The 20,197-nt window shown below is 56.6% G+C and carries 20 protein-coding genes and 1 pseudogene; 7 read left to right on the top strand and 14 right to left on the bottom strand.

Annotated elements, in window-relative coordinates:
* Positions 1-62: 62 nt before the first annotated feature.
* From bioA to IEW06_RS10960, 12 genes are all read right to left on the bottom strand, one after another.
* A complete protein-coding gene (gene bioA / locus IEW06_RS11015; protein WP_188548280.1) occupies positions 63-1,358 on the bottom strand; it encodes an adenosylmethionine--8-amino-7-oxononanoate transaminase in 1,296 nt (431 codons plus the stop codon).
* 249 nt (positions 1,359-1,607) lie between these two features.
* Complete coding sequence (bioD, locus tag IEW06_RS11010; protein ID WP_229743108.1) at positions 1,608-2,276, bottom strand: dethiobiotin synthase; 669 nt, start codon at positions 2,274-2,276, stop codon at positions 1,608-1,610.
* A gap of 283 nt (positions 2,277-2,559) precedes the next feature.
* Positions 2,560-3,147 (bottom strand): hypothetical protein, encoded by a 588-nt coding sequence (locus IEW06_RS11005; protein WP_187732577.1) that lies wholly within the window; start codon positions 3,145-3,147, stop codon positions 2,560-2,562.
* 299 nt (positions 3,148-3,446) lie between these two features.
* Complete coding sequence (locus IEW06_RS11000; RefSeq protein WP_188548278.1) at positions 3,447-4,595, bottom strand: aminotransferase class I/II-fold pyridoxal phosphate-dependent enzyme; 1,149 nt, start codon at positions 4,593-4,595, stop codon at positions 3,447-3,449.
* 169 nt (positions 4,596-4,764) lie between these two features.
* Positions 4,765-5,760 (bottom strand): biotin synthase BioB, encoded by a 996-nt coding sequence (gene bioB / locus IEW06_RS10995; RefSeq protein WP_187732576.1) that lies wholly within the window; start codon positions 5,758-5,760, stop codon positions 4,765-4,767.
* Between the two features lie 223 nt (positions 5,761-5,983).
* Positions 5,984-6,439 carry a DUF1569 domain-containing protein gene (locus tag IEW06_RS10990; protein ID WP_187732575.1) on the bottom strand — a complete coding sequence of 152 codons (456 nt, stop codon included), beginning with the start codon at positions 6,437-6,439 and terminating at the stop codon, positions 5,984-5,986.
* 102 nt (positions 6,440-6,541) lie between these two features.
* Positions 6,542-7,102, bottom strand: a complete 561-nt coding sequence (locus IEW06_RS10985; protein ID WP_187732574.1) for a sugar O-acetyltransferase — start codon at positions 7,100-7,102, stop codon at positions 6,542-6,544.
* A gap of 185 nt (positions 7,103-7,287) precedes the next feature.
* Positions 7,288-8,349, bottom strand: a complete 1,062-nt coding sequence (rluF, locus tag IEW06_RS10980) for a 23S rRNA pseudouridine(2604) synthase RluF (RefSeq protein WP_229743107.1) — start codon at positions 8,347-8,349, stop codon at positions 7,288-7,290.
* A gap of 124 nt (positions 8,350-8,473) precedes the next feature.
* Positions 8,474-8,830: a hypothetical protein gene (locus IEW06_RS10975; RefSeq protein WP_188548277.1), complete on the bottom strand. Its 357-nt coding sequence runs from the start codon at positions 8,828-8,830 to the stop codon at positions 8,474-8,476.
* Between the two features lie 194 nt (positions 8,831-9,024).
* A complete protein-coding gene (locus IEW06_RS10970) occupies positions 9,025-10,092 on the bottom strand; it encodes a proline iminopeptidase-family hydrolase (protein WP_188548276.1) in 1,068 nt (355 codons plus the stop codon).
* Between the two features lie 160 nt (positions 10,093-10,252).
* Positions 10,253-10,987, bottom strand: a complete 735-nt coding sequence (locus tag IEW06_RS10965; protein ID WP_187311038.1) for a YebC/PmpR family DNA-binding transcriptional regulator — start codon at positions 10,985-10,987, stop codon at positions 10,253-10,255.
* A 215-nt stretch (positions 10,988-11,202) separates the two neighbouring features.
* Positions 11,203-11,394, bottom strand: a complete 192-nt coding sequence (locus IEW06_RS10960; RefSeq protein ID WP_187732573.1) for a hypothetical protein — start codon at positions 11,392-11,394, stop codon at positions 11,203-11,205.
* A 33-nt stretch (positions 11,395-11,427) separates the two neighbouring features.
* Here IEW06_RS10960 and IEW06_RS10955 point away from each other — a divergent pair, with 33 nt between their 5' ends.
* Positions 11,428-12,234 carry a DUF4097 family beta strand repeat-containing protein gene (locus tag IEW06_RS10955; RefSeq protein WP_187732572.1) on the top strand — a complete coding sequence of 269 codons (807 nt, stop codon included), beginning with the start codon at positions 11,428-11,430 and terminating at the stop codon, positions 12,232-12,234.
* Between the two features lie 56 nt (positions 12,235-12,290).
* On the opposite strand, the gene IEW06_RS10950 is transcribed toward IEW06_RS10955, so the two are convergent.
* Positions 12,291-13,298: an MBL fold metallo-hydrolase gene (locus IEW06_RS10950; RefSeq protein WP_188548275.1), complete on the bottom strand. Its 1,008-nt coding sequence runs from the start codon at positions 13,296-13,298 to the stop codon at positions 12,291-12,293.
* Positions 13,299-13,532: 234 nt separating this feature from the next.
* Between IEW06_RS10950 and IEW06_RS10945 the strand changes: the two genes are divergently transcribed.
* From IEW06_RS10945 to IEW06_RS10920, 6 genes and pseudogenes are all read left to right on the top strand, one after another.
* Positions 13,533-14,480: an NmrA family NAD(P)-binding protein gene (locus tag IEW06_RS10945; RefSeq protein ID WP_188548274.1), complete on the top strand. Its 948-nt coding sequence runs from the start codon at positions 13,533-13,535 to the stop codon at positions 14,478-14,480.
* A 105-nt stretch (positions 14,481-14,585) separates the two neighbouring features.
* Entirely contained in the window at positions 14,586-15,458 is an 873-nt protein-coding gene (locus IEW06_RS10940; protein ID WP_188548273.1) for a hypothetical protein, read from the top strand.
* A gap of 262 nt (positions 15,459-15,720) precedes the next feature.
* Entirely contained in the window at positions 15,721-16,356 is a 636-nt protein-coding gene (locus IEW06_RS10935) for a class I SAM-dependent methyltransferase (RefSeq protein ID WP_187732569.1), read from the top strand.
* Positions 16,357-16,423: 67 nt separating this feature from the next.
* Positions 16,424-17,346 (top strand): annotated as a pseudogene (gene ctlX / locus IEW06_RS10930) (citrulline utilization hydrolase CtlX).
* Positions 17,347-17,422: 76 nt separating this feature from the next.
* The gene (locus tag IEW06_RS10925; protein ID WP_187732568.1) at positions 17,423-18,232 is read left to right on the top strand and encodes an alpha/beta hydrolase; all 810 of its coding nucleotides are present in this window, start codon (positions 17,423-17,425) and stop codon (positions 18,230-18,232) included.
* Between the two features lie 25 nt (positions 18,233-18,257).
* Positions 18,258-19,451 (top strand): acetyltransferase domain-containing protein, encoded by a 1,194-nt coding sequence (locus tag IEW06_RS10920; protein WP_187732567.1) that lies wholly within the window; start codon positions 18,258-18,260, stop codon positions 19,449-19,451.
* On the opposite strand, the gene IEW06_RS10915 is transcribed toward IEW06_RS10920, so the two are convergent.
* The gene (locus IEW06_RS10915; RefSeq protein ID WP_187732566.1) at positions 19,411-20,001 is read right to left on the bottom strand and encodes a GNAT family N-acetyltransferase; all 591 of its coding nucleotides are present in this window, start codon (positions 19,999-20,001) and stop codon (positions 19,411-19,413) included. The genes IEW06_RS10920 and IEW06_RS10915 overlap by 41 nt on opposite strands.
* Positions 20,002-20,197: the final 196 nt, after the last annotated feature.

The raw sequence follows: 20,197 nt of genomic DNA, 5'->3' as shown, positions 1-20,197 counted from the left end.
AGATGCTTCGGCTCCGCCTCTGCATGACATACGGGTAAATCAATAATTACTCCTGTTGAATGCTAAGCCAAAGTAGTCCGAGCAATGACCAGTTCGCGCATGGCGCGCACGGTGTTGTAGAGCAGGTCTAGCTCGGCATCGTTGGTGCAGTAGGGCGGCATGATGTAAATAATGTTGCCCAGCGGCCGCAGAATCACGCGGCGCTGCAGGGCCAGCTGATACAGCTCGTCGCGCAGGCTGCTGAAGTAGGACGTGGTGGCCTGCTCTTCGAATTCTATGCCCACTACAGTGCCCAGCAAGCGCACCGCGCGCACGCCGGGCTGGCCCGTTATTTCCGCCGCAAACGCCTGATGTGCCGCAGAGATGCGGGCTAAATTTGCGGTGCAAGCTGGCTCGCGCAGCAGTTCCAGACTGGCCAGCCCCGCCGCGCACGCCACCGGGTTGGCCGTGTAGGAATGGCCGTGAAAGAAGGTCTTCATCTTGTCATCACTCAGGAATGCTTCGTACACCGGCCCCGTGCTGCTCGTGACGCCCAGCGCCATCGTACCCCCGGTGAGGCCCTTGGATAAGCACACCATGTCGGGCCTTTCCGTCAGGTAGTCACAGGCGAAAAGCCGGCCGGTGCGCCCAAAACCGGTCATTACCTCATCGGCAATGGCCAATATACCGTGGCGGTGGCAGCAGCTAATCAGCTCGTTCAGCACCTCGGGCGTGTACGTAATCATGCCGGCCGTGCCCAACAGCAGGGGCTCAAAAATGAAGGCCGCCACATCGCCCTGCGCGGCTAGGGCTTCCAGCTGAGCCAGCGCTTCGGCTTCGCGGCCGGGCACTGGCACATCAATAAAGGCCACATCAAACAGCAGCGGCGCGAAGGGTGCCGTAAAAGCCCCCCGGCTGCTCACAGCCATGGCCCCGAAGGTGTCGCCGTGGTAGCTATCGCGGAAAGCCACCATCGTGCGGCGCGGCTGACCATGGTTGTGGTGGTATTGCAGAGCCATTTTCAGGGCCACTTCCACAGCCGTCGAACCATTATCGGAGTAAAAGATGCGGCGCTGGTTGGGGGGCAAAATCTCCAGTAATCCTTCGGCCAACTCCACGGCGGGCGGGTGGGTGAAGCCAGCAAATAGCACATGTTCAAGCGTTTGGAGCTGCTGGGCTACGCGGGCCGCAATGCGCGGGTGGGCGTGCCCGTGCAGGTTTACCCACCACGACGAAATACCATCGAGGTAGGCGGTGCCGTCTTCGGCGTAGAGCCACGCGCCCTCACCCCGCACGATGGGAATGGGCAGGGGAGCGGTTTGCATTTGGGTATAAGGGTGCCAGAGTACGGCGTGGTCGCGGGCGGCTAGGGTGGGCATGACGCAAAGGTAAGAATTGGGCCTCGCCCCCGGCCCCTCTCCTAGGGGAGAGGGGAGCCAGCCGCCCGGCCTACGCGCACTTTCAGCTCCCGCCTCAACTACGGCTACCATTGCTAGATGCTAGCTTAATAAACAAAGCCCCCTATTTGTCATAGGGGGCTTTGTTGCAAAATCACAATACGGTAGCCGTGCCTGAAGCGAAAGCGGAAGGTACGGCGTAGAAAGACTAAAGTCAGGCTCCCCTCTCCCTTAGGAGAGGGGCCGGGGGTGAGGCCCCACGGAACCGGGGGTGAGGCCCCACGCCCGAAACTCCGCCGCGTAGCGGCTCACCATAGCCGCATCGGTCACCGCCTCGGGCCGCAACCGCGGCATCACCGGAACGCCGGAGTGCTCCAGAATGAACTCCTCCGTAGCGGGCGTAACCTCCCCGTTAAACACCAGTCCGCGGATAGGCAACCCACGCCGCTGCAAGGCCTCCAGCGTGAGTAAGGTATGGTTGATGCTGCCCAGATAATTGCGCGACACAACCACCGTCGCCAGCTGTAGTTGCGCCAGCAGATCGACCAGCAGGAAGCCCGGCGCCAACGGCACAAAAAGCCCCCCGGCACCTTCTACAATTAAGTTGTTGGTGGTGCGGGGCAGCACGAAACGCTCCGGCTGAATGCGGATATTTTCGGCGGCGGCGGCGGCGTGGGGCGAGGCGGGCAATACAAGGCGATATGCTTCGGGGTGAAACCGGGAAACCGGATTAGTTACCAGCGAGCGTACTGTGGCTGTATCGGTGGTGGGCGTGAGGCCGGCCTGCACGGGCTTCCAGTAGTCGGCTTGCAGGGCTTCGGTGAGGATGGCAGCTACCAGGGTTTTACCGACGTCGGTGCCAATGCCGGTGACGAAAAGTTGTTCCAAAAAAGTGGTCATTAAGCAAAGCTGCTATTAGCGGCTGCGGTTGAGCTGATAGACTTGCATAAAGCCATATCAAGATGTGTAAGCTTCAGAAGCGTATGGCAGATGTAACAGTTTTTCGCGTGGTTACGCTGCTGATTTTAAATAATACTGTTTAAAAAAATCACACATTCAGGATTATGCAAAATACTTCTGAAGAGTTTTGATAAATGTATTTTTTAGCTGGTATTAGTAGTGTTGACCTTTAAGGTTATTAACGCAGTAGGTGTTTAATATATAATTTAATTGCTACCGATATTTACCTATTTACCTTATGTTTATTTGACGATACTTTATGTGCAAGAGCTGATGCTATGTATAGTGCTGCTGGCCGAACAAAAAGATATAATACTGCTCCTATTAGTGCAAATATTAACCCTGCTATAGTTGGGAGCACTGCGCCAAATGTAAAAGACATACCAATAACAAATCCAAGTAAGCATTCTGCCCGATAAATTGGGAGGAACAATGCAAGTATAAACAATCCGTTCATCATATAGCCCTGTATATCTGAATAGCCAAAAGTGAAAAATATGGAAAGTAGGATTCCGAAAAATAGAGCACCAATGAGTCCATAAGCTACATTTGTATACAGCACTGAGCTATGTATTTCGTTGTTCTTACTGCTAATAATTCTCTTGTGGACGCGATAAAGTAAAAGCCAAGAAAGTAAAGGAAGTAATATTCCTCCCCACCAGTTAGAAATCTCAGGCATGTCTGCACGAGCCATAATGTGATGGCTTGGTACACCCCCATTATAATGCCCCCAAGCTAATAGCAACCAGATAGCAATAGTTACTATTGCTGTAAAATACAACCGGGCTTTAAAAAACAAATATTCGTTCATAGAAACTGATTTTAAATATTTTCCTCAGTTTATTTCCTGTCGCCGTTTAATCCGACAGTGATGACCTGAATTGCTGCAACTAACCGAATGCCAAGATGCGGTAATATCCGCATGACTTCACTGCACCAATCTTCGTAAAGCCCGCCTCTGAAGGGCAAAAATCGCAAAAATTAAATTGCGACAGCAATATATAAAGTTGTGGTATGCAACACGAGGTTACTCACATCTTTTAGTAATCAAAGTATGACTTCGCTTCCTTGCAGTTGTCAACTTAGTATTACGGCTTAAGAATTTCGGTATCAATTAATCCGTCCCAACACGGCCGCTAGTCCCTCAATTTCTGCTTCCGTATTATAACTGTGCACAATCAGCCGCAGGCGCTCGGTACCAGCAGGCACGGTGGGGGGCAATATGGCGCGCACATCGAAGCCCTGCGCCTGCGCGGCCTGGGCTACTGCTTTCACGTGCGCCGGGCCTGCGTGGTCAGGGAAAAAGACGGGATGAATAATGTGGCTTTCCTCCGGCACGTGCAAGCCAGGCACCGCGTTGAGCGTGGTTTTCAGCAAATCGGAAAGGGCAAAAAGCCGCTGCCGCTCCTGCTGCATATTCGGTAGCATCTGGTATGCTGCGGCCAACGTAGCTATAGCCAGCGGCGGCAGGGCGGTGGTATAAATAAACGGCCGACTGAAATTCAGCAGATACTCGCGCAGCACCTGCGGTCCGGCTATGCATGCCCCCTGACTGCCCAGGGCTTTGCCAAATGTTAGAATACGGGCGAATACCTGCTCTTCCAACCCTAACTCCACTACCAAACCTTCCCCCCGCGGACCGTAAATGCCGTTGGTGTGCGCCTCATCTACTATCAGATGCAAGTCGCGCTGCTGGCAAAAGGCCGCCAGCTCCCGCAGCGGCGCCTGGTCGCCATCCATGGAATAGAGCGCCTCCACGGCCACAAAAACGGCCCCCGTGGCTCGGCTCAGGCGCCGTTCTAAGTCGCCTATATCATTGTGCCTAAAGCTGTAGGCCGTAGCGAAGCTGCCCCGGATGCCGTCCTTCACGGAGGCGTGGCTGGCTTCGTCGTAAAAAATCGTGTCGCCGCGGCGGGGCACGGCGGCAAAAAAGCCCAGGTTGGCGGCGTAGCCGGAGTTGAAGAGCAAAGCCGACTCAGCGCGGTGGAAGTTCGCCAGTTGAGTTTCCAGCACTTCGGCGGCGGCGGAGTTGCCGGTGAGCAGGCGCGAGCCAGTGCTGCCGGCGGCTGGGGGGCTTTTTTCGGTTAATACTCGTTGTAAAATCGCTTGCAAAGCGCTGTGTTGCGCTAGGCCAAGGTAGTCGTTGGAGCTAAAATCTATCCGGCCCGCCTTCGCGACTGTCAGCTGCCGGCGGGTGCCGGCCGCTTCGCGCTGTACGAGTTGCTGCGTAAGGCGCTGAAGGAGGGGAGATGGGTGCATGTTGCTTGTTCTGATGGGACCTCACCCCCTAGCCCCCTCTCCACGAGGAGAGGGGGAACTAGCTTCTAGTCTTTCTAGCTAACTAGTCATTACTATAAATCTATTTTTAAGGCTAGTTCCCCTTCTCCCCGAGGGGAGGGGGCTAGGGGGTGAGGTCCCTCGTTGAACTTTATACAGCAGCCTTCGCCAATACCGTAGCGCCTTGGGGCATGTCCTTGAACGACTTGCGCGGCTTCAGGCCCAGCGTTGCAAACATCTGCTTATCGGCGTCGAAATCGGGGTTGGGCGTGGTGAGGAGCTTCTCGCCGGAGAAGATAGAATTAGCGCCAGCTAAGAAGCACAAGGCCTGCTCGCTCACGGGCATTTCCTGACGGCCAGCCGACAGACGTACCATGGTGCGGGGCATCAAGATGCGGGCGGTGGCAATCATGCGCAGCATTTCCCACACGCTCACGCGGGGCTGCTCGGCCAGGGGCGTGCCGGCTACGGGCACCAGCGCGTTCACCGGCACCGACTCGGGGTGGGCGGGCAGGGTGGCCAGCGTGTGCAGCATGGCAATACGGTCTTCGTCTGTTTCGCCGAGGCCAATAATGCCCCCCGAGCACACTGAAATACCCGCTTGGCGCACGTTTTCGAGCGTATTAAGACGGTCGTCGTAGGTGCGGGTGGTGATGATCTCGGAGTAGTGCTCGGCGCTGGTGTCCAAGTTGTGATTGTAGGCGTAGAGGCCGGCTTGCTTGAGCCGCTCAGCCTGATACTCGTTGATCATGCCCAAGGTGCAGCACACTTCCAGGCCCATGTCGTTTACCTGCGTCACCATGCCCAGCACGCGGTCGAAGTCGCGGTTGTCGCGCACTTCGCGCCAGGCGGCGCCCATGCAGAAGCGCGTGCTGCCCGAGTCTTTGGCGCGGCGGGCGGCATCCAGTACTACTTCATCCTTCAGCAAGGCGTGCACTTCTACGCCGGTGTGGTAGCGGGCAGCCTGAGGACAGTAGGAGCAATCTTCGGGGCAGCCGCCGGTTTTTACCGACAGCAGCGTGCATACCTGCACCTCACCGGTCGATTGGTTGGCCTGATGCACGGCGGCGGCCTGGGTCACGAGTTCCAGCACGGGCTGGTGGTACAGGGCTTTTACTTCGTCGAGGGTCCAGTCGGTGCGGAGCATGAAAAGGGGTGGTTGAGGGGTGCGGGGGGCAAAAATAGTTTGTTAATGGCCCAAAAGGCTGACCGCAAGATAAGCAGGAAAGTGGGTTGGGATGATGTTTAAGCAGCAGAAGTACCAGCAGTCAAAAGCTGACTACTTAAATCAGGTTCTCAACCGCAGCTCTACCGCTCAACAGAACAGCCAGTCAGACACCCGCAAGTCAGAAGCGAGCCAGCAAGAATTGCTACACGCCAAACTGCCGTAAATGATGATCGAGGTGCTTCCACGTAACCTCCCCCAACTCATTGTGTGACAAATGCCCAAACACCGGATGCTCCACCCCAGACGGGCTATATTTAGCCGGATTGAGCAGATCCAGCAGCGTCTGACGGTCGGCCTCAAAGGTGGTGGGCGACGTCATGCCGACTTGAGAATCCAGCTCTTTCAGCGTTTGCATGTTCGGCTTGAAACTCTTCAGACGGGTAACAAAAAACCACTTCGCTAAGGGCTTCAAAAAGCCTGGGATCCGCAAAGAAGTAACCGCCTTTTCACCCCGGCTCACCCGCAGCTGATCGGCGCAATGCACCAGCATTTGCCCCACGGTCATCTTGCCCCATTGGCGCTGACTATCAGGTGTTAATGTCTGAATTCGGGCCACGAGAGCTGCGTGTGCGTTCGGGTCGAGGAAGCTGGCTGACATAGGAATAAGGAGCGCTAAATCGCATAAGAAATATAGGATTTACTTCACGATTGCGCAAAAGGCCAAAGCCAAACAACTCCCCACTAAACAGCCCTGTTCCTGCTACTGCTGGTCGGGTGGCAGCGCCGATCGAATCACGCGGCACGGATTGCCCACCGCCACCGAATTGGCCGCAATATCCCGCGTCACGACGCTGCCCGCCCCAATGGTAGTACCCGCGCCAATGGTCACGCCGGGCAGCACAATGACGCCCGCGCCCAGCCACACATTATCGCCGATCGTGATAGGGCGCGCAAACTCCCACCCCGCCACGCGCGGGCCCACTTCCACCGGATGCCCCGCCGTGCTCAGCACCACATTCGGCGCCACAAATACATTGTCGCCGATATGTACCGGCGCGCAGTCGAGAATGGTGAGGTTGTAGTTGGCGTAGAAATTCCGACCCAAGTAAATGTTGAAGCCATAATCGCAGCGCAATGGGGCCTCAACGTAAGCATCGGTTTCATAGCCCAGCAGCTCGGCCAACACAGCGCGGTCTAGTTCCAATGGCTGCTGGTTGTAGCGGTGACACAGTGCCTTCGCGCGCTGACGAGCGGCTAACAATTCCGGGGCGTTGGCCTGGTACAGCTCGCCAGCCATCATGTTCTCGCGCTCAGTAGGCATAGGCTAAAGGGTACGTATTTATAAAGAACGTTATGCAGAGCAGAGCGAAGCATCTCGCCCGCGGTAGTAGGATTACTAATCTTTCGTCAGCACGCGAGATGCTTCGCTGCGCTCTGCATGACCGCCACTTGATTGTCAGATCATAACTGATCCTTCAAGGGTTGCTGATTAAGTAGAAACTGCCGCTACCGGCTGCTGCCGCGGCGGCCGGCGTTGCCTTTGGGGGCGCGGTTCAGGGTTTTGGCGGCGGGCTTGCGCTTGGAGCCGGCACTGGTGGGGCGGCCGGGCTTTCTGGGGGGCTTTTCTGTGCCAAAAGCCGCCGCTGAAGCTGCTGGTTTTGGCTTGCCCATGGCGGGTTTGCGCCCCGGCTTAGGCCCGCTAGGAGTAGCAGCGCGAGGGGCCGATTTCCCGCCGGCGCCAGCTGGTTTACGGGCGGGTTTATCCTCGCTTTCTCCTTCGCTGAAACGGGCGGGACGGCTGCTCCAGGCCGTAGTGGGCGGACCCACGCGGCGCTTAGGCAAGGAGGCTTCCTTGGTGCCGGAAGAGGTTTCGGTCATCTTCATGATGCCTTCCAACTCCTTTTCGGTTAGCTCGCGCCAGTCGCCGACACCGAGGCCTTTGAGCGTGATATTCATCACCCTAATGCGCTCCAGCTGCACCACCTCGTAGCCAAAATGCTCGCACATCTTCCTGATCTGGCGGTTCATACCCTGAATGAGCGTGATGCGGAAGATGTAGTTGGTTTCCTTCTTTACCTCGCACTTCTGGGTCATAATACCCATGATGGGCACCCCGCCGCGCATACCTTCGATAAAGCTGTCGGTGATGGGCTTGTCCACCATCACGATGTACTCCTTCTCATGCTTGTTGCCGGCACGCAGAATCTTGTTGACGATGTCGCCGTTGCTGGTCAGAAGAATCAAGCCCTGCGAATCCTTATCCAAGCGGCCAATGGGGAAAATCCGTTCGCTGTGCTTGATGTAGCGGATAATGTTGTCCTTAACGCTGGTTTCGGTGGTGCTGGTGATGCCGGGGGGCTTATTGAAGGCAATATAAATCGCGTCCTCGGGGGCGCGGGGCTCAATGAGGCTGCCATTCACCACCACGCGGTCCTTCTCCGTCACCTGGTCGCCGATGCTGGCCCGCTTGCCGTTCACAAACACGTTGCCCTGCTCAATGAATTTGTCGGCTTCGCGCCGGGAGCAGACGCCGCTTTCGCTGATGTATTTATTGAGACGGGTAGACATGGTGCTGGGTATTAGAAAGTCAGGAATTCGTGGTAACGGTAACGGCCCATTCGGAGCTATGAAGCTGCGAATGGGCCGCAAGGTACGGAGAACTAAAATTGATGTGTGGTAGCAGGTCGCTTGCTTACTTGTTTACCTCGGTGGTTTTGCCTGCCGTAACCTGCACGGACCAACTGTTGGCATTACCTAGAACAAAGACATAGTTGCCAGCATTCAAGTCCTTGAACTCGACTGTTGCCTCACCGCCATTAGCCATCGATGATACAGTTGGTAAAGTGCCGCTTCGAAGTGCCGTCGCAAAGCGATTGGTGCTCGCCCATACTCCTTCAGTGAAGAGCAAGTAAGTGGCACCACTAAGGTCATTTGCGTAGCGGAATTTTACAGTCAGGTTACCAGTCTGGGGGGCTATTTCCTCTTTGTTGCAGGAAAATAAAGTTAAGATAATCAGGAGGTTAAATAAAGTACTTGTTAGGCGTTTCATTTAATTAAACGTGGTTAAAGAAATGGTTAGATATGTTGAGAAGAAATTAACGACCAAAATATAGCAAGCAAAAAATACAGATGAGCTTACGAGAAAAATTAAATAGCTGACTCACTGCGTTTCCAGGCTTGCAATGTATTGTTTCTGCTTGCGTAAGCATTTGATAATGAAACGAATAATTGTATCACGGATAGTTATAAGGCGACTTTCTTCTCGCCCTTATCCACGCCCTTCATGAACTTAATCAGCCCCGTCATATACGTCTGCTGGTCGTCGTAGAGGCTCATGTGGCTGCCCTTGGGGCAGATCAGGGCGGTACCATTCTGCACTTGGGTGGCAATGCGGCGCATGTGCTCGGGGTCCATAGTGTCGAATTTGCCCCCTATGGAGAGGACGGGCACGGTGAGCTTAGGCAGGTCTGGGGTGCGGTCCCAGTTGGCCAGCTTGCCGGCAATACCAAACTCGCTGGGACCCTGCATGGTCACGTAGAGCGACTGGTTGGTTTTGCCCAAGGAACGGTTTACGGGCTCGGGCCACTGGTCGAGGGGGAGGCGCAGCACGTGCTCGGCGTAAAAGTTGGGCATAAGCAACTCCATGTAGCGCGGGTTGTCGAAATCCTTTCTGGCTTCTATCTGCCGGATTTCTTTCAGCACCTCGGGCTTCATCTGCTTGGCTAGTACTTCCTGGGCGTAGCGGCCGTACTCAGGGCAGCTCATCATCATGTTCGAGATGATCAGGCCCTTCAGATTGTCCTGGTATTTGAAAGCGTACTCGGCGGCCAAAATGCCCCCCCAAGAGTGGCCCAGCAGGTAGAAGTTGTCTTTGGTCAGGTTCAGGGCCTGGCGCACCTGCTCCACTTCCTCCACGTAGCGCGGCAGGCTCCACATGGCGGTGTCCTTGGGGTTGTCGGAGTTGCCGCAGCCGAGCTGGTCGTAGTAAATAAACTCAATGCCCTCGGCGGGCAGGAAGCTTTCCATGCATTCAAAATACTCGTGGGTGGCGCCGGGGCCGCCGTTGAGCAGAAGCAGCTTTATCTTGGGGTTGTTGCCGAAGCGCTTCGTCCAGACGTTGAACTTGCCCTTGGGCGTGGTAATCGGAATCATCTTTACGCCGCCGTCCTGCACGCCCGTTTCCTGGCTTTGGAAGTAGCTGGTGGCGGAGGCTGAAGCGGCTTCAGTTTCCTTAGCTGGCGTGGAGCAGGCCGCGCTGAAGAGGCCGGTAAAAAGCAGGCAAGCACTTGTTATTCTCTTCAGTGGTAGCATGGTGTGGCGATGGTGGGAAACGTGAGTTGGATGGGGAGGCCTTCAGGTGTTTTGCGACATGGCTAAACGTACTGATAATTCAGTTCCTTCCCAAAACACAACGGGGCGCCCCAACTGGAGCGCCCCGCGTTTCTACAGCAGCCTAAGTGGCAAGGGAAGCTTAGCCCAACGTGTGGTACACGGCCTGCACGTCGTCATCCTCCTCGAACTTCTCAATCAGGTTCATCACCTCTTCCAGCTCGTCGCCTTCCAGCGTGACGGTGGCGTTGGGAATGCGTTGCAGTTGCGCGCCGACCACGTTCAGGTGGCGTTCTTCCAGCGCTTTCTGCATCTGGCCAAAGTCGGTGAAGGCGGTTTCTACCACAATCAGCTCCTTCACGTTGCCGTGCTCGTCTTCCTCCTGATCTTCGTAGATGTCTTCGGCGCCGAAGTCGATGAGCTCCAGCTCCAGCTCGTCGCGGTCGAGGCCTTCGGCGGCCAGCTTGAATACGCCTTTGCGGGTGAAGGTGAAATCGGAGGAGCCGGCGGTGCCCAGGGCGCCATTGCCGCGGTTGAAGTACATGCGCACATTAGCCACGGTGCGTACGGGGTTGTCGGTGGCAGTTTCTACCACAATGGCCACGCCGTGGGGTGCATATCCTTCATACACAACTTCCTGATAATCTTTCTCTTCCTTGCTGCTGGCGCGCTTGATGGCGGCTTCCACGCGGTCTTTGGGCATGTTCACGCCCTTGGCGTTCTGCATGGCCGCACGAAGGCGGGAGTTGGTGTCAGGGTTGGGGCCGCTTTCCTTCACGGCCATCACGATTTCGCGGCCGATGCGGGTGAAATCTTTGGACATGCGGTCCCAGCGCTTCATTTTGCGGCCTTTGCGAAATTCAAATGCTCTTCCCATAGTAGTGATTGATGCTTAGTGCGGCGGCGCGATAGGGTGGGGCGCCGAATGGGCGCAAGTTAGCTGAAAGCCCGGCGGGGGGCAAATTGCAAGCCCGCAGAAACAGGGTGCCATCAGCTGTAGAAGAACGGATAAGTAAACCGTTTCCAGAGTCGTCAAGCACTCAGTGAAGATGCCCGAAATACTTATTGGCTAGATTCCCGTTGCCGCTAGACTCATATTTCAGGCAGAAACAGCGTCAGGAAGTGCTCAATTCTTCCGGAACTCCAGCAATATGGGCGTTCCTTAAGCCACATTTGGATGTACTCATAAGCCGGACCAAACCGACCGACCGCGCCATTTGTCAGGCTGAAAGTACGAATGGTTTCGTTGCTGAATGCAGCCTTCCGGCAACGCAGCTTGTCCATGGGAAAACCGTGAAACCCAACCCTGACCTTCCTATGAAAAACCTACTTGCTGCGCTTCTCCTAAACACACTAGCCCTGACGGCCGCGGCCCAAACGGCCCCCGTGTTTACTTCTACTTGCGAAGGTAAATACAACAGCTCCAGCAGCGAAACCACAAAGCGCATCTGCGAAACCCGCGACCTGACCATGCCGGCGCTGGGGGGCAAAACGCTCACCATCGACGGGCGGCAGAACGGCGGAATTACCGTGCGCGGCTGGTCGGGCTCCGAGGTGCGGATACGGGCTGTAGTGCAGGCCTGGGGCAACACCGAAGCTGCCGCCCGCCAGCAGATTCCCACCATCCGCATCAGCACCGCTAACAACACCCTGCGGGCCGAAGCGCCCGGCGGCGACACATGGTCGGTGAGCTACGAAGTATTCGTGCCCCAGCAAACCAGCCTGGCGCTCAACACCAATAACGGCGGCATTCGGTTGCAGGATGTGCGCGGCACCATCACCTTCGAAACCAAGAATGGTGGCGTGTCGTTGGCCGGCGTGGGCGGCAATGTGAAGGGCCGCACCACCAACGGCGGCCTCGACATCCAGCTGACGGGCGACAAATGGGACGGCACCGGCCTCGATATAGCCACCACCAATGGCGGCATCAAATGGGAAGTGCCCCAAAACTACTCGGCCCGCCTCACCACCAGCACTGCCGTGGGCGGCTTAAAAGCAGACCTGCCCATTACTAAAAACGGCATGCTCGGCCGCGAGATTGCCACCACACTGGGCAAAGGCGGCGCGCCGGTAAAGGCTGTAACCACCAATGGGGGTATTAAAATAGACAGGACCGGAAAGTAAGCGCGGCCCGGCACCACACAGAAACGGCGGAACTTAGTCCCGCCGTTTCTGTGTGCCTAGTAGTATTTCTCTTTGTAAGGATAATCAGGAAAAGGCCGCTCGTAAGCTGTGGCGGGCGCCGGTCTGTAGCCTTTCAGGCGCTTGTGCTTTTTCCCTTTCTTGCCATCCCGCTTGCTCAGCAATACCGCTGCCAGGGCTGCTATTGCAAGTCCGCCCCCTAGCATAGCCGCCCGCGCCGGCAAAGTATCGGGTAGGGCAGGGGGAATAAACTCCACGCCGTTTGCATCTGTGCGCGCCGGACTATCCACGTAGCGCCCTTTGGGCGGCACCGGAAAATGCAGGGCCAGCTCCCGAAGCTCGTTCGCTAGGTGGAGGCCCTGTACGGCCGGACCGTGGCCGCAACCAATAGCCTGTGGCTCCAGGTTAGAAAGCTTCACCACCGAAGCATGAGTGGCCTCCCAATCAAAGTTAAACGGCGTGCCGGCGCGGCTGATCTTAGGCACCCCAAGCAGCACCGACAGCACCGAATCGTGTTCGGTGGTGGCGAAGGCGTCGGCGCCGAGCAAGGTCTTGTCTTCAGCGCGGAAAAACGCTACCTGGCCGGGCGCGTGGCCAGGTACATGAATGCATTGCCAGCCAGCCATGTAGGGTATTTCCTCGCCCTCGGGTAGTGCCTGAATGCCGGTTAGATTAAAGGTTTGGGGCGGAAAAAAACGGCTGACAAACGCCAAAGAGCCCCCCACCGTTGGGTCGGCGGGCGGATACACGGCTTTACCAGTCAGAAAAGGCATTTCCAGGGGATGCGCCAGAATGGGCACGTGCCAGTGGTCAGCCAGCTCCTGGGCCGAGCCGGCGTGGTCCATGTGGCCGTGGGTTAGGATTATAGCCTGCGGATGGGTACCAGGATAAAATAGCTTATCGGCCGCCGCGATGATTGTTTTGGCCGAGCCGGGCAACCCGGTATCTACCAGTACCCACTCGCCGGGGGCACCGGCCTCCACAAAGTATACATTGACAAAGCGCTGAATGAGAAGCTGGTTGACGCCAGCAGCTACCTGTTTCATTGTATCCGGGTTTAGTGAAATATCTATCCTGAACGTACGCAGATACGGCCGGCATGGTCGACTGCGGGGGGCTTTTTTGTGCCAATGCCAGCCTTATTCTACTGGCTGTCAATAACCTTCCGGCATGGGTCCTTGTATTAGCAGCCCTAGCCTGTCGAATTTAAGCTGATTGAACACGCGCTCCGGTCCGGCAGGCCGCCCCAGTACTTCCTTACGTAGCTAATTCCCCTCATTTTGGCAGAATCAACAACAGACACCGCCGCCGCCCCTGGCGCTCAGCAAGCAACTATAGTACTTGCCGGCGCCACCGGCGACCTTGGGGGGCGAATTGCGAAGCACTTGCTGCTGCGGGGGGCAAATGTGCGGGCGCTGGTTCGGGCGGGCAGTGCGGCCCCGGCCGTGGTGGCCTTGCGCGAGCAGGGGGCAGCTATTATCGAAGTCGATTTTAACAACGAAGCCGAGCTGACGAAAGCCTGCGCCGGCGCAACCTGCGTGGTATCGGCTTTATCAGGGCTGCGGGAGGTGATTGTGGAGACGCAGACGCGTCTGCTGCAAGCGGCCGTAGCCGCAGGGGTTCCCCGCTTCATCCCTTCCGATTATTGTATTGATTACACTAAGCTCGCCATCGGCTCCAACCGCAACCTCGATCTGCGCCGGGAGTTTGCCGAGCGGCTCGATAAAGCACCCATCCGGGCTACTTCCATTCTCAACGGCATGTTCACCGATCTGCTGACGGGGCAGGCCCCGGTTATCCTCTTCAACTTCAAGCGGGTGGTGTATTGGGGCAACGCAGACCAGCCGCTGGACTTTACCACCACCGAAGACACAGCCGCCTTCACAGCCGCCGCGGCCCTCGATGCCACCACGCCCCGCTTTCTGCGCGTAGCCGGCGAAGTAGCCACTATTCGCGGCTTGCAGGCAGTGGCGGGTGCCGTGTCGGGCGAGCCGTTTCGCTTATTCCGGGTAGGTGGCCTGGGCGCTTTCGGAACCGTAATCAAGGTGACCAAGGCCCTCATGCCCACTACCGACGACGTATTTCCGCCCTGGCAAGGCATGCAATACCTGCACAACATGTTCACTGGGCAGCCCAAACTAGAACCTCTGGACAATGCCCGCTACCCCGATATCCGCTGGACTCCTGTGCGCGAGGTGCTGGCCAGTCGGGAGCAGGTACTGGCTTAAGCAATAGGTTTTTCTTGGCCTGACATCAATCAAAAAGCCCCCCAGAACCTTAAAAACTACGTAAACATTACGGATCAGGTATAGTAGCCATCACCACTCCGTAACATGAGCAACCAAGCGCAGTCGGGACGCCTTTATTCGAACAGACACACCACGATACGGCGGCCCCGGACAGGTCTGATTTACGTACTGCTGGCCGCGATATTTTTACTGGTTGCGAGTTCAGCATATTGGCTGTCAAAGAAAAACAGCTCCGAACGAAGCCAGGAAGCGCCATTGTCCAGCACGGAGCTGCCCCCAACAACTCCCGTTACGGAAGTGTCGGCGAACATCCCCGCCAGGACAGATTCTGCTTTCCCGGAAAACGAAAAACAGGGGCCACCTGTACAAGCCAGCACAAGCATCAAGCCTCTTGCAGGTGCTTATAAAGTGCTGCCAGCCAGAGCTTATTTTCATTCCAGTCCGGATGTAAGCAGCTCTACCGGCAAGTATGTATTGCGGGGAGATATTGTGTACGCGGAAGGGGAGAGCGGCAATTTTATCAAAACCCGCTACTTCAATTCGGCCGGCGACCCGGTAGCCGGGTGGCTGAAAAAAACGGAAGTGCAGCTTACTAAAGCTGCCGCGAAGCCCGCGCTTCCCCGCGCTACGCCCACTAGTCCGCGCCGCCCGACACCGGAGCCAGCGGTAGCACGCACCCAAACCAAAAAGCCCGCAGTAGCTTCATCAGATTCAGAGCCAAAAGAAACCCCTGTTAGCGCGAGTCGAAAGCCCGCCACTACCGGCACCGTGCGGGTAGACACCACCTACTTTTACGACTCACCCGACCTGACCCAGCGCCGCCGCGCATTCTGCATTCGGGGCGATAAAATGACACTAACCGACTCTTCCGAGCAGGCGGTTTTTGCCACATTCATAAACTGGGAAAAGGTGAAAACGACCGGCTGGATCAGAAAAGAAGATTTAAATATCCGGTAGGAAGGATTTGGTGAAGGAGGGATACAAAGGCAATAATATCATCGCCGTATGGTTGTAAATGGCCGTCACGCCAAACGGCGGTTATACTATACCATTGAACGTCATGCAGAGCGGGAGCGAAGCATCTCGCGTACTGATGTCTGAGTAGTAACTCAACGACCGCGAGCGAGATGCTTCGCTCCCGCTCTGCATGACGTGCTGGTTTGGTTGATTGATTGTTGATTAATTATTAAATACTGACTCTATAAAACTACTCGCCTTTATGGCTTTTGATCCGCTTTTTCCTGCCGACGCTTTCCGCCGCACCGACGAAACTCCCGACGCACAATTCTACCAGCAGCCCCGCTTCGTAACGCACATCGACGAGGGGGCAATTGCGGCCGTTACGCAGCTCTACCGCGAGTATTTTCCGGCCAACGGTACGCTGTTGGATTTGATGAGCAGCTGGGTAAGCCATTTGCCTCCCGAGGTGCCGTATCGGCGCGTGGTAGGCCTGGGGATGAACGAGCAGGAGCTGCGCGCAAACCCCCGGCTGGCAAGCTACGTGGTGCAGGATCTGAATCAGGAGCCGCAGCTTCCTTTTGAGGAAAATGAGTTTGATGGCGCCGCCATCTGCGTATCCGTGGATTACCTGACGCGGCCCGTGGAAGTGCTGCGCGACCTTGCGCGCGTGCTCCGGCCGGAGGCGCCCGTAGTCATTACGTTCTCCAACCGCTGCTTCCCGACTAAAGCCGTAGCCGCCTGGCACGCCCTCGACGACCGTGGCCATATGGCCCTCGTGAAACAATATCTGCTGGCCGCCGGCAGCTGGCACCCTATTGAACTGCTCGACCGCAGTCCGCAGCCCCGGCGCAGCGACCCGCTGTACGCCGTAATAGGGCGGGTGCAAAAACCGTAGAGTACGCGCGCTGCTGGCGTGGCCGGAATGACTTTCTTTGTGTCAAAAAAGCCCCCCAGCCACGTATATGCAGTCTGCTTCCACCGTTTTTCTTGTGCGGCCCGTTCGGTTTGGTTTTAACACCGAGACGGCGGGGTCCAATCATTTTCAGCAGACCATAGCAGACTTAGATCAGGCCATAATTCAAGAGAAAGCATTTGCCGAATTTGATGCGGCCGTGGCCAAGCTGCGGGCACACGGCGTGCAGGTGCTGGTGATGGACGATACGCCCGCGCCACCCAAGCCCGACGCCGTTTTCCCCAATAACTGGCTCACTCTGCACCCCGATGGCCGCGTAGTGCTCTACCCGATGCACGCACCCAACCGCCGCCCCGAGCGGCGACCCGATATTCTTGAGTCATTGGGTAACCAGTTCACCATTCGAGAGGTAATCGACTTATCGCACTACGAGCAGGAGGGCCGGTTTCTGGAAGGAACCGGCAGCGTTATTTTCGACCACCAGCACCGCGTGGCCTACGCCGGCCTCTCACCCCGCACCGATGCGGATTTATTTCAGCACGTAACCAGCCTTTTGGGCTACCAGCCGCTAGCTTTCCGCGCCACCGACGCGCAGGGCCACGCCATCTACCACACCAATGTAATGCTATGCGTGGGGGCAAATTTGCGGTCATCTGTCTGGAAAGCATAACCGACCCGGCCGAGCAGGCAGCGGTAACGGATTCGCTGGCCTCTACGGGCCACGAAATAGTAGCTATTTCGCTGGCGCAGGTAACGCATTTTGCCGGCAACATGCTCACCTTGCAACCCGCCGCTGGCGGTCAGGAGCTACTCGTTATGTCGCGGAGTGCCCACGATGCGCTGACCGCCGACCAGCGCCAAACGCTCAGCCGCTACTGCAGGCTGGTTGCGCTGCCCATTCCTACCATCGAAACCATCGGTGGAGGCAGCGCCCGTTGTATGTTGGCCGAAGTATTTCTGCCCAGCGCGTAGGGGGCTTTTTTGCGCCGTGCTTCGCCAGCTATTCAGCCTACAAAATCCCAACATTCAGCGTCTGACCAATCATTGTATGAGCATAAGAATAGCCGTGGTTCTAGGCATCGCGCTCCTGGTAAACAACTGCGCCGATAGCAGCCAGAAAGTAGGGCACCCGGCACCAGTGCCGCAGCACGTTACCGAAACCGCCAAAGGAGAGGTAAAAAGCTACCAGCTGGCGCTCTTCGACGAGGCTCGCAATCGGCCGGTTCCTATTGCTGTGTATGTGCCGGGTTCGGGCGCGAAGCTGAACCCGCAAAAGCGGTCGAAGCTCAAGCTAGCCATCCTGAATCATGGCTACGGCAGCCCGCACACGGGTTACTCCTTTATTGCCTACAATCTGGTGGCGCAAGGCTACTTGGTGGCTAGCATTCAGCACGATTTGCCCAAGGAAGCGCCCATGCCTACCACGGGCAATCCGCAGCAGGTGCGGCGACCTTACTGGGAACGGGGCGCGCAAAATATGCTGTTTGTGCTGCAAACCCTCAAAAAGTCGAACCCGGAGCTGGACTTTAAAAGCCTGCTGCTGGTAGGCCATTCCAACGGCGGCGATATGGCCATGCTGTTTGCCCACAAGTACCCCAAATTGGCGCGAAATATTATCTCGCTGGATAACCGCCGCATGCCGCTGCCCCGCACCCGGCGTCCGCACATTTTAAGCATCCGCTCCAGCGACCAGGTGGCCGATGATGGCGTGCTGCCGACGGCTGCCGAACAGAAAAAATTCGACATTCAGATCGTCAAAATGGAGAACATGACCCATAATGATATCTGGGATGGAGCCACCGAAGAAAAAAAGCAGGAGATAAACCGAACGATTAATAACTTCCTGAAAACGAAGTAGTCAACTTGCCTAATGCGCCTTCCCTATGCAACAGGTTTCTACAGAATTTTCGGTGCCTGTGGCTACTCGTGCTACCACAGAGCGGGTGCAGGCAGTTGACATCGTGCGGGGCCTGGTGATGGTTATTATGGCCCTCGATCATGTGCGCGACTTTTGGAGCCCCACTATCTTTCGCCCCGAGGATCTGGGGCAGACGTCGGTCTTGCTGTTTTTCACGCGCTGGATAACCCACTTCTGCGCGCCTACATTCGTGTTTTTGTCCGGTACGAGTATCTATCTGTATCAGCAGAAACGGCCCAATAAAAGGCAGGTCAGCTGGTTTCTGCTCACGCGCGGCCTGTGGCTGGTAGCGCTGGAGCTGCTGGTTATCAGCCTGATGCTGTTCTGGGGCTACTCTATGATCTTGCTGCAAGTAATTTGGGTGATCGGTTGGGCCATGGTGCTGCTGGCCGGCCTGATCTGGCTGCCCCGCTGGTTGTTGGCGCTGCTGGCATTCATTATAATTGCCGGGCACAATGCATTGCCCAACATTCAGCCTGTCACCGCCGACAACGTATTTCTGGCGCTCCTGCACAACGGCCCTTTCCTCTTCGATCCTGCTTCCTTGCCGCCTTTCCTGGTAGCGTATTCCATCGGGCCGTGGCTGGGCGTAATGCTCGCCGGCTACCTGATTGGGCCGTGGTTTAAGCTGCCGCTCCCGCAGCGTACACGGGTGCTGCGCCTGGCCGGAATAGCTCTGCTCGCGGTATTTGTAGCCTTGCGCGCCACCAACTGGTACGGCGACCCACTTCCCTGGAGCACCCAGGCACGAGGCCTGGCCTACAGCGTGTTATCGTTCGTTAACGTCACGAAATACCCGTCTTCCCTGCTGTTTCTGTGCCTTACGCTGGGGGTTGCGCTGCTCTTGCTTTCCGGTGTCGAAACGGCCACGAACCGGCTGAGCCAATGGCTGCGCACGTTTGGGCAAGTACCGTTTTTCTATTACATCCTGCACCTGTTTCTTATCAGCTTCGGGGCGCTGGTCTGGACGACGGTGGCTTTCGGTAAGCCTATCAATCTGTCCTTTACGCCGCCCGCCCAGTGGCCCACCGACTACCACCCGAGCTTGCTGCGGGCCTATGTGGTGTGGGCAGTAGTGGTGCTGCTATTGTATCTGCCGTGCCGCTGGTATCAGGGCTTCAAGCAACGGCACTCGTACTGGTGGCTGTCGTATGTGTAATAGGTAGCGATTCAGCAGCATTAGCCAGCCGCCACTCGTCTTCCAGCACAGCCATTTCCACCAACGACCAGTATCCATCCTTGTAGCGCACCACGTCGCGCATAACGCCTTCGATTTTGAGGCCGGCTTTCTTGTAGCAGCCAATGGCGGCCTCATTGAAATCGTACACGCCCAGACTGATGCGGTGCAGGCCCAACTCCTCGAAGCCGATGCGCAATACGGCCTTAATCATGCCCTGGCAGTAGCCACGGCCGCGGGCGGCGGTGTTACCAATGAGTACGCGCGTGATGCGGGCCGCTTTATTCGTCTCACTGAAGCTGCCCAAGGAAATGTGCCCCACGGTTTCGCCGGTTTCCGTGTCGATGGCCTTGTAGATGAATGCATCCGGGTCAGTCAGGTCGTTCGCACCTTCAATGTACCAGGTGAGGCTTGCCTCGGTAAGCGGAAACGAGAACAAGGAGCCGCTCCATTCTTTTAGAAGCTTCTCAGTATCAATCCACTGAATAAGCTGTTGGAAATCGGCGGGGGTGAAGTATTCGAGTCGGATCATGAAGAAAGCTCCCGGTAATATTCAAGCACAGACGTGCTTTGGAGCTCTACAAACTGCAAAGCGCAGCTAAGGCCCACAAAAAAGAAAAGCAATGTACGGTTCTGCTTGCTTAGCTTCCTAATTAGAAAAAATCAGGGCCGATAACTGCGCATCCGGCAGCACTGCAGCTAAGCTATAAGAGATACCAAAACCTGCA

This window comes from Hymenobacter qilianensis (assembly GCF_014638675.1).
GTDB classification, from domain to species: Bacteria; Bacteroidota; Bacteroidia; order Cytophagales; family Hymenobacteraceae; genus Hymenobacter; species Hymenobacter qilianensis.
Note: the sequence above shows the minus strand (reverse complement) of the source record. Positions and strands in the feature narration are given on the sequence as shown.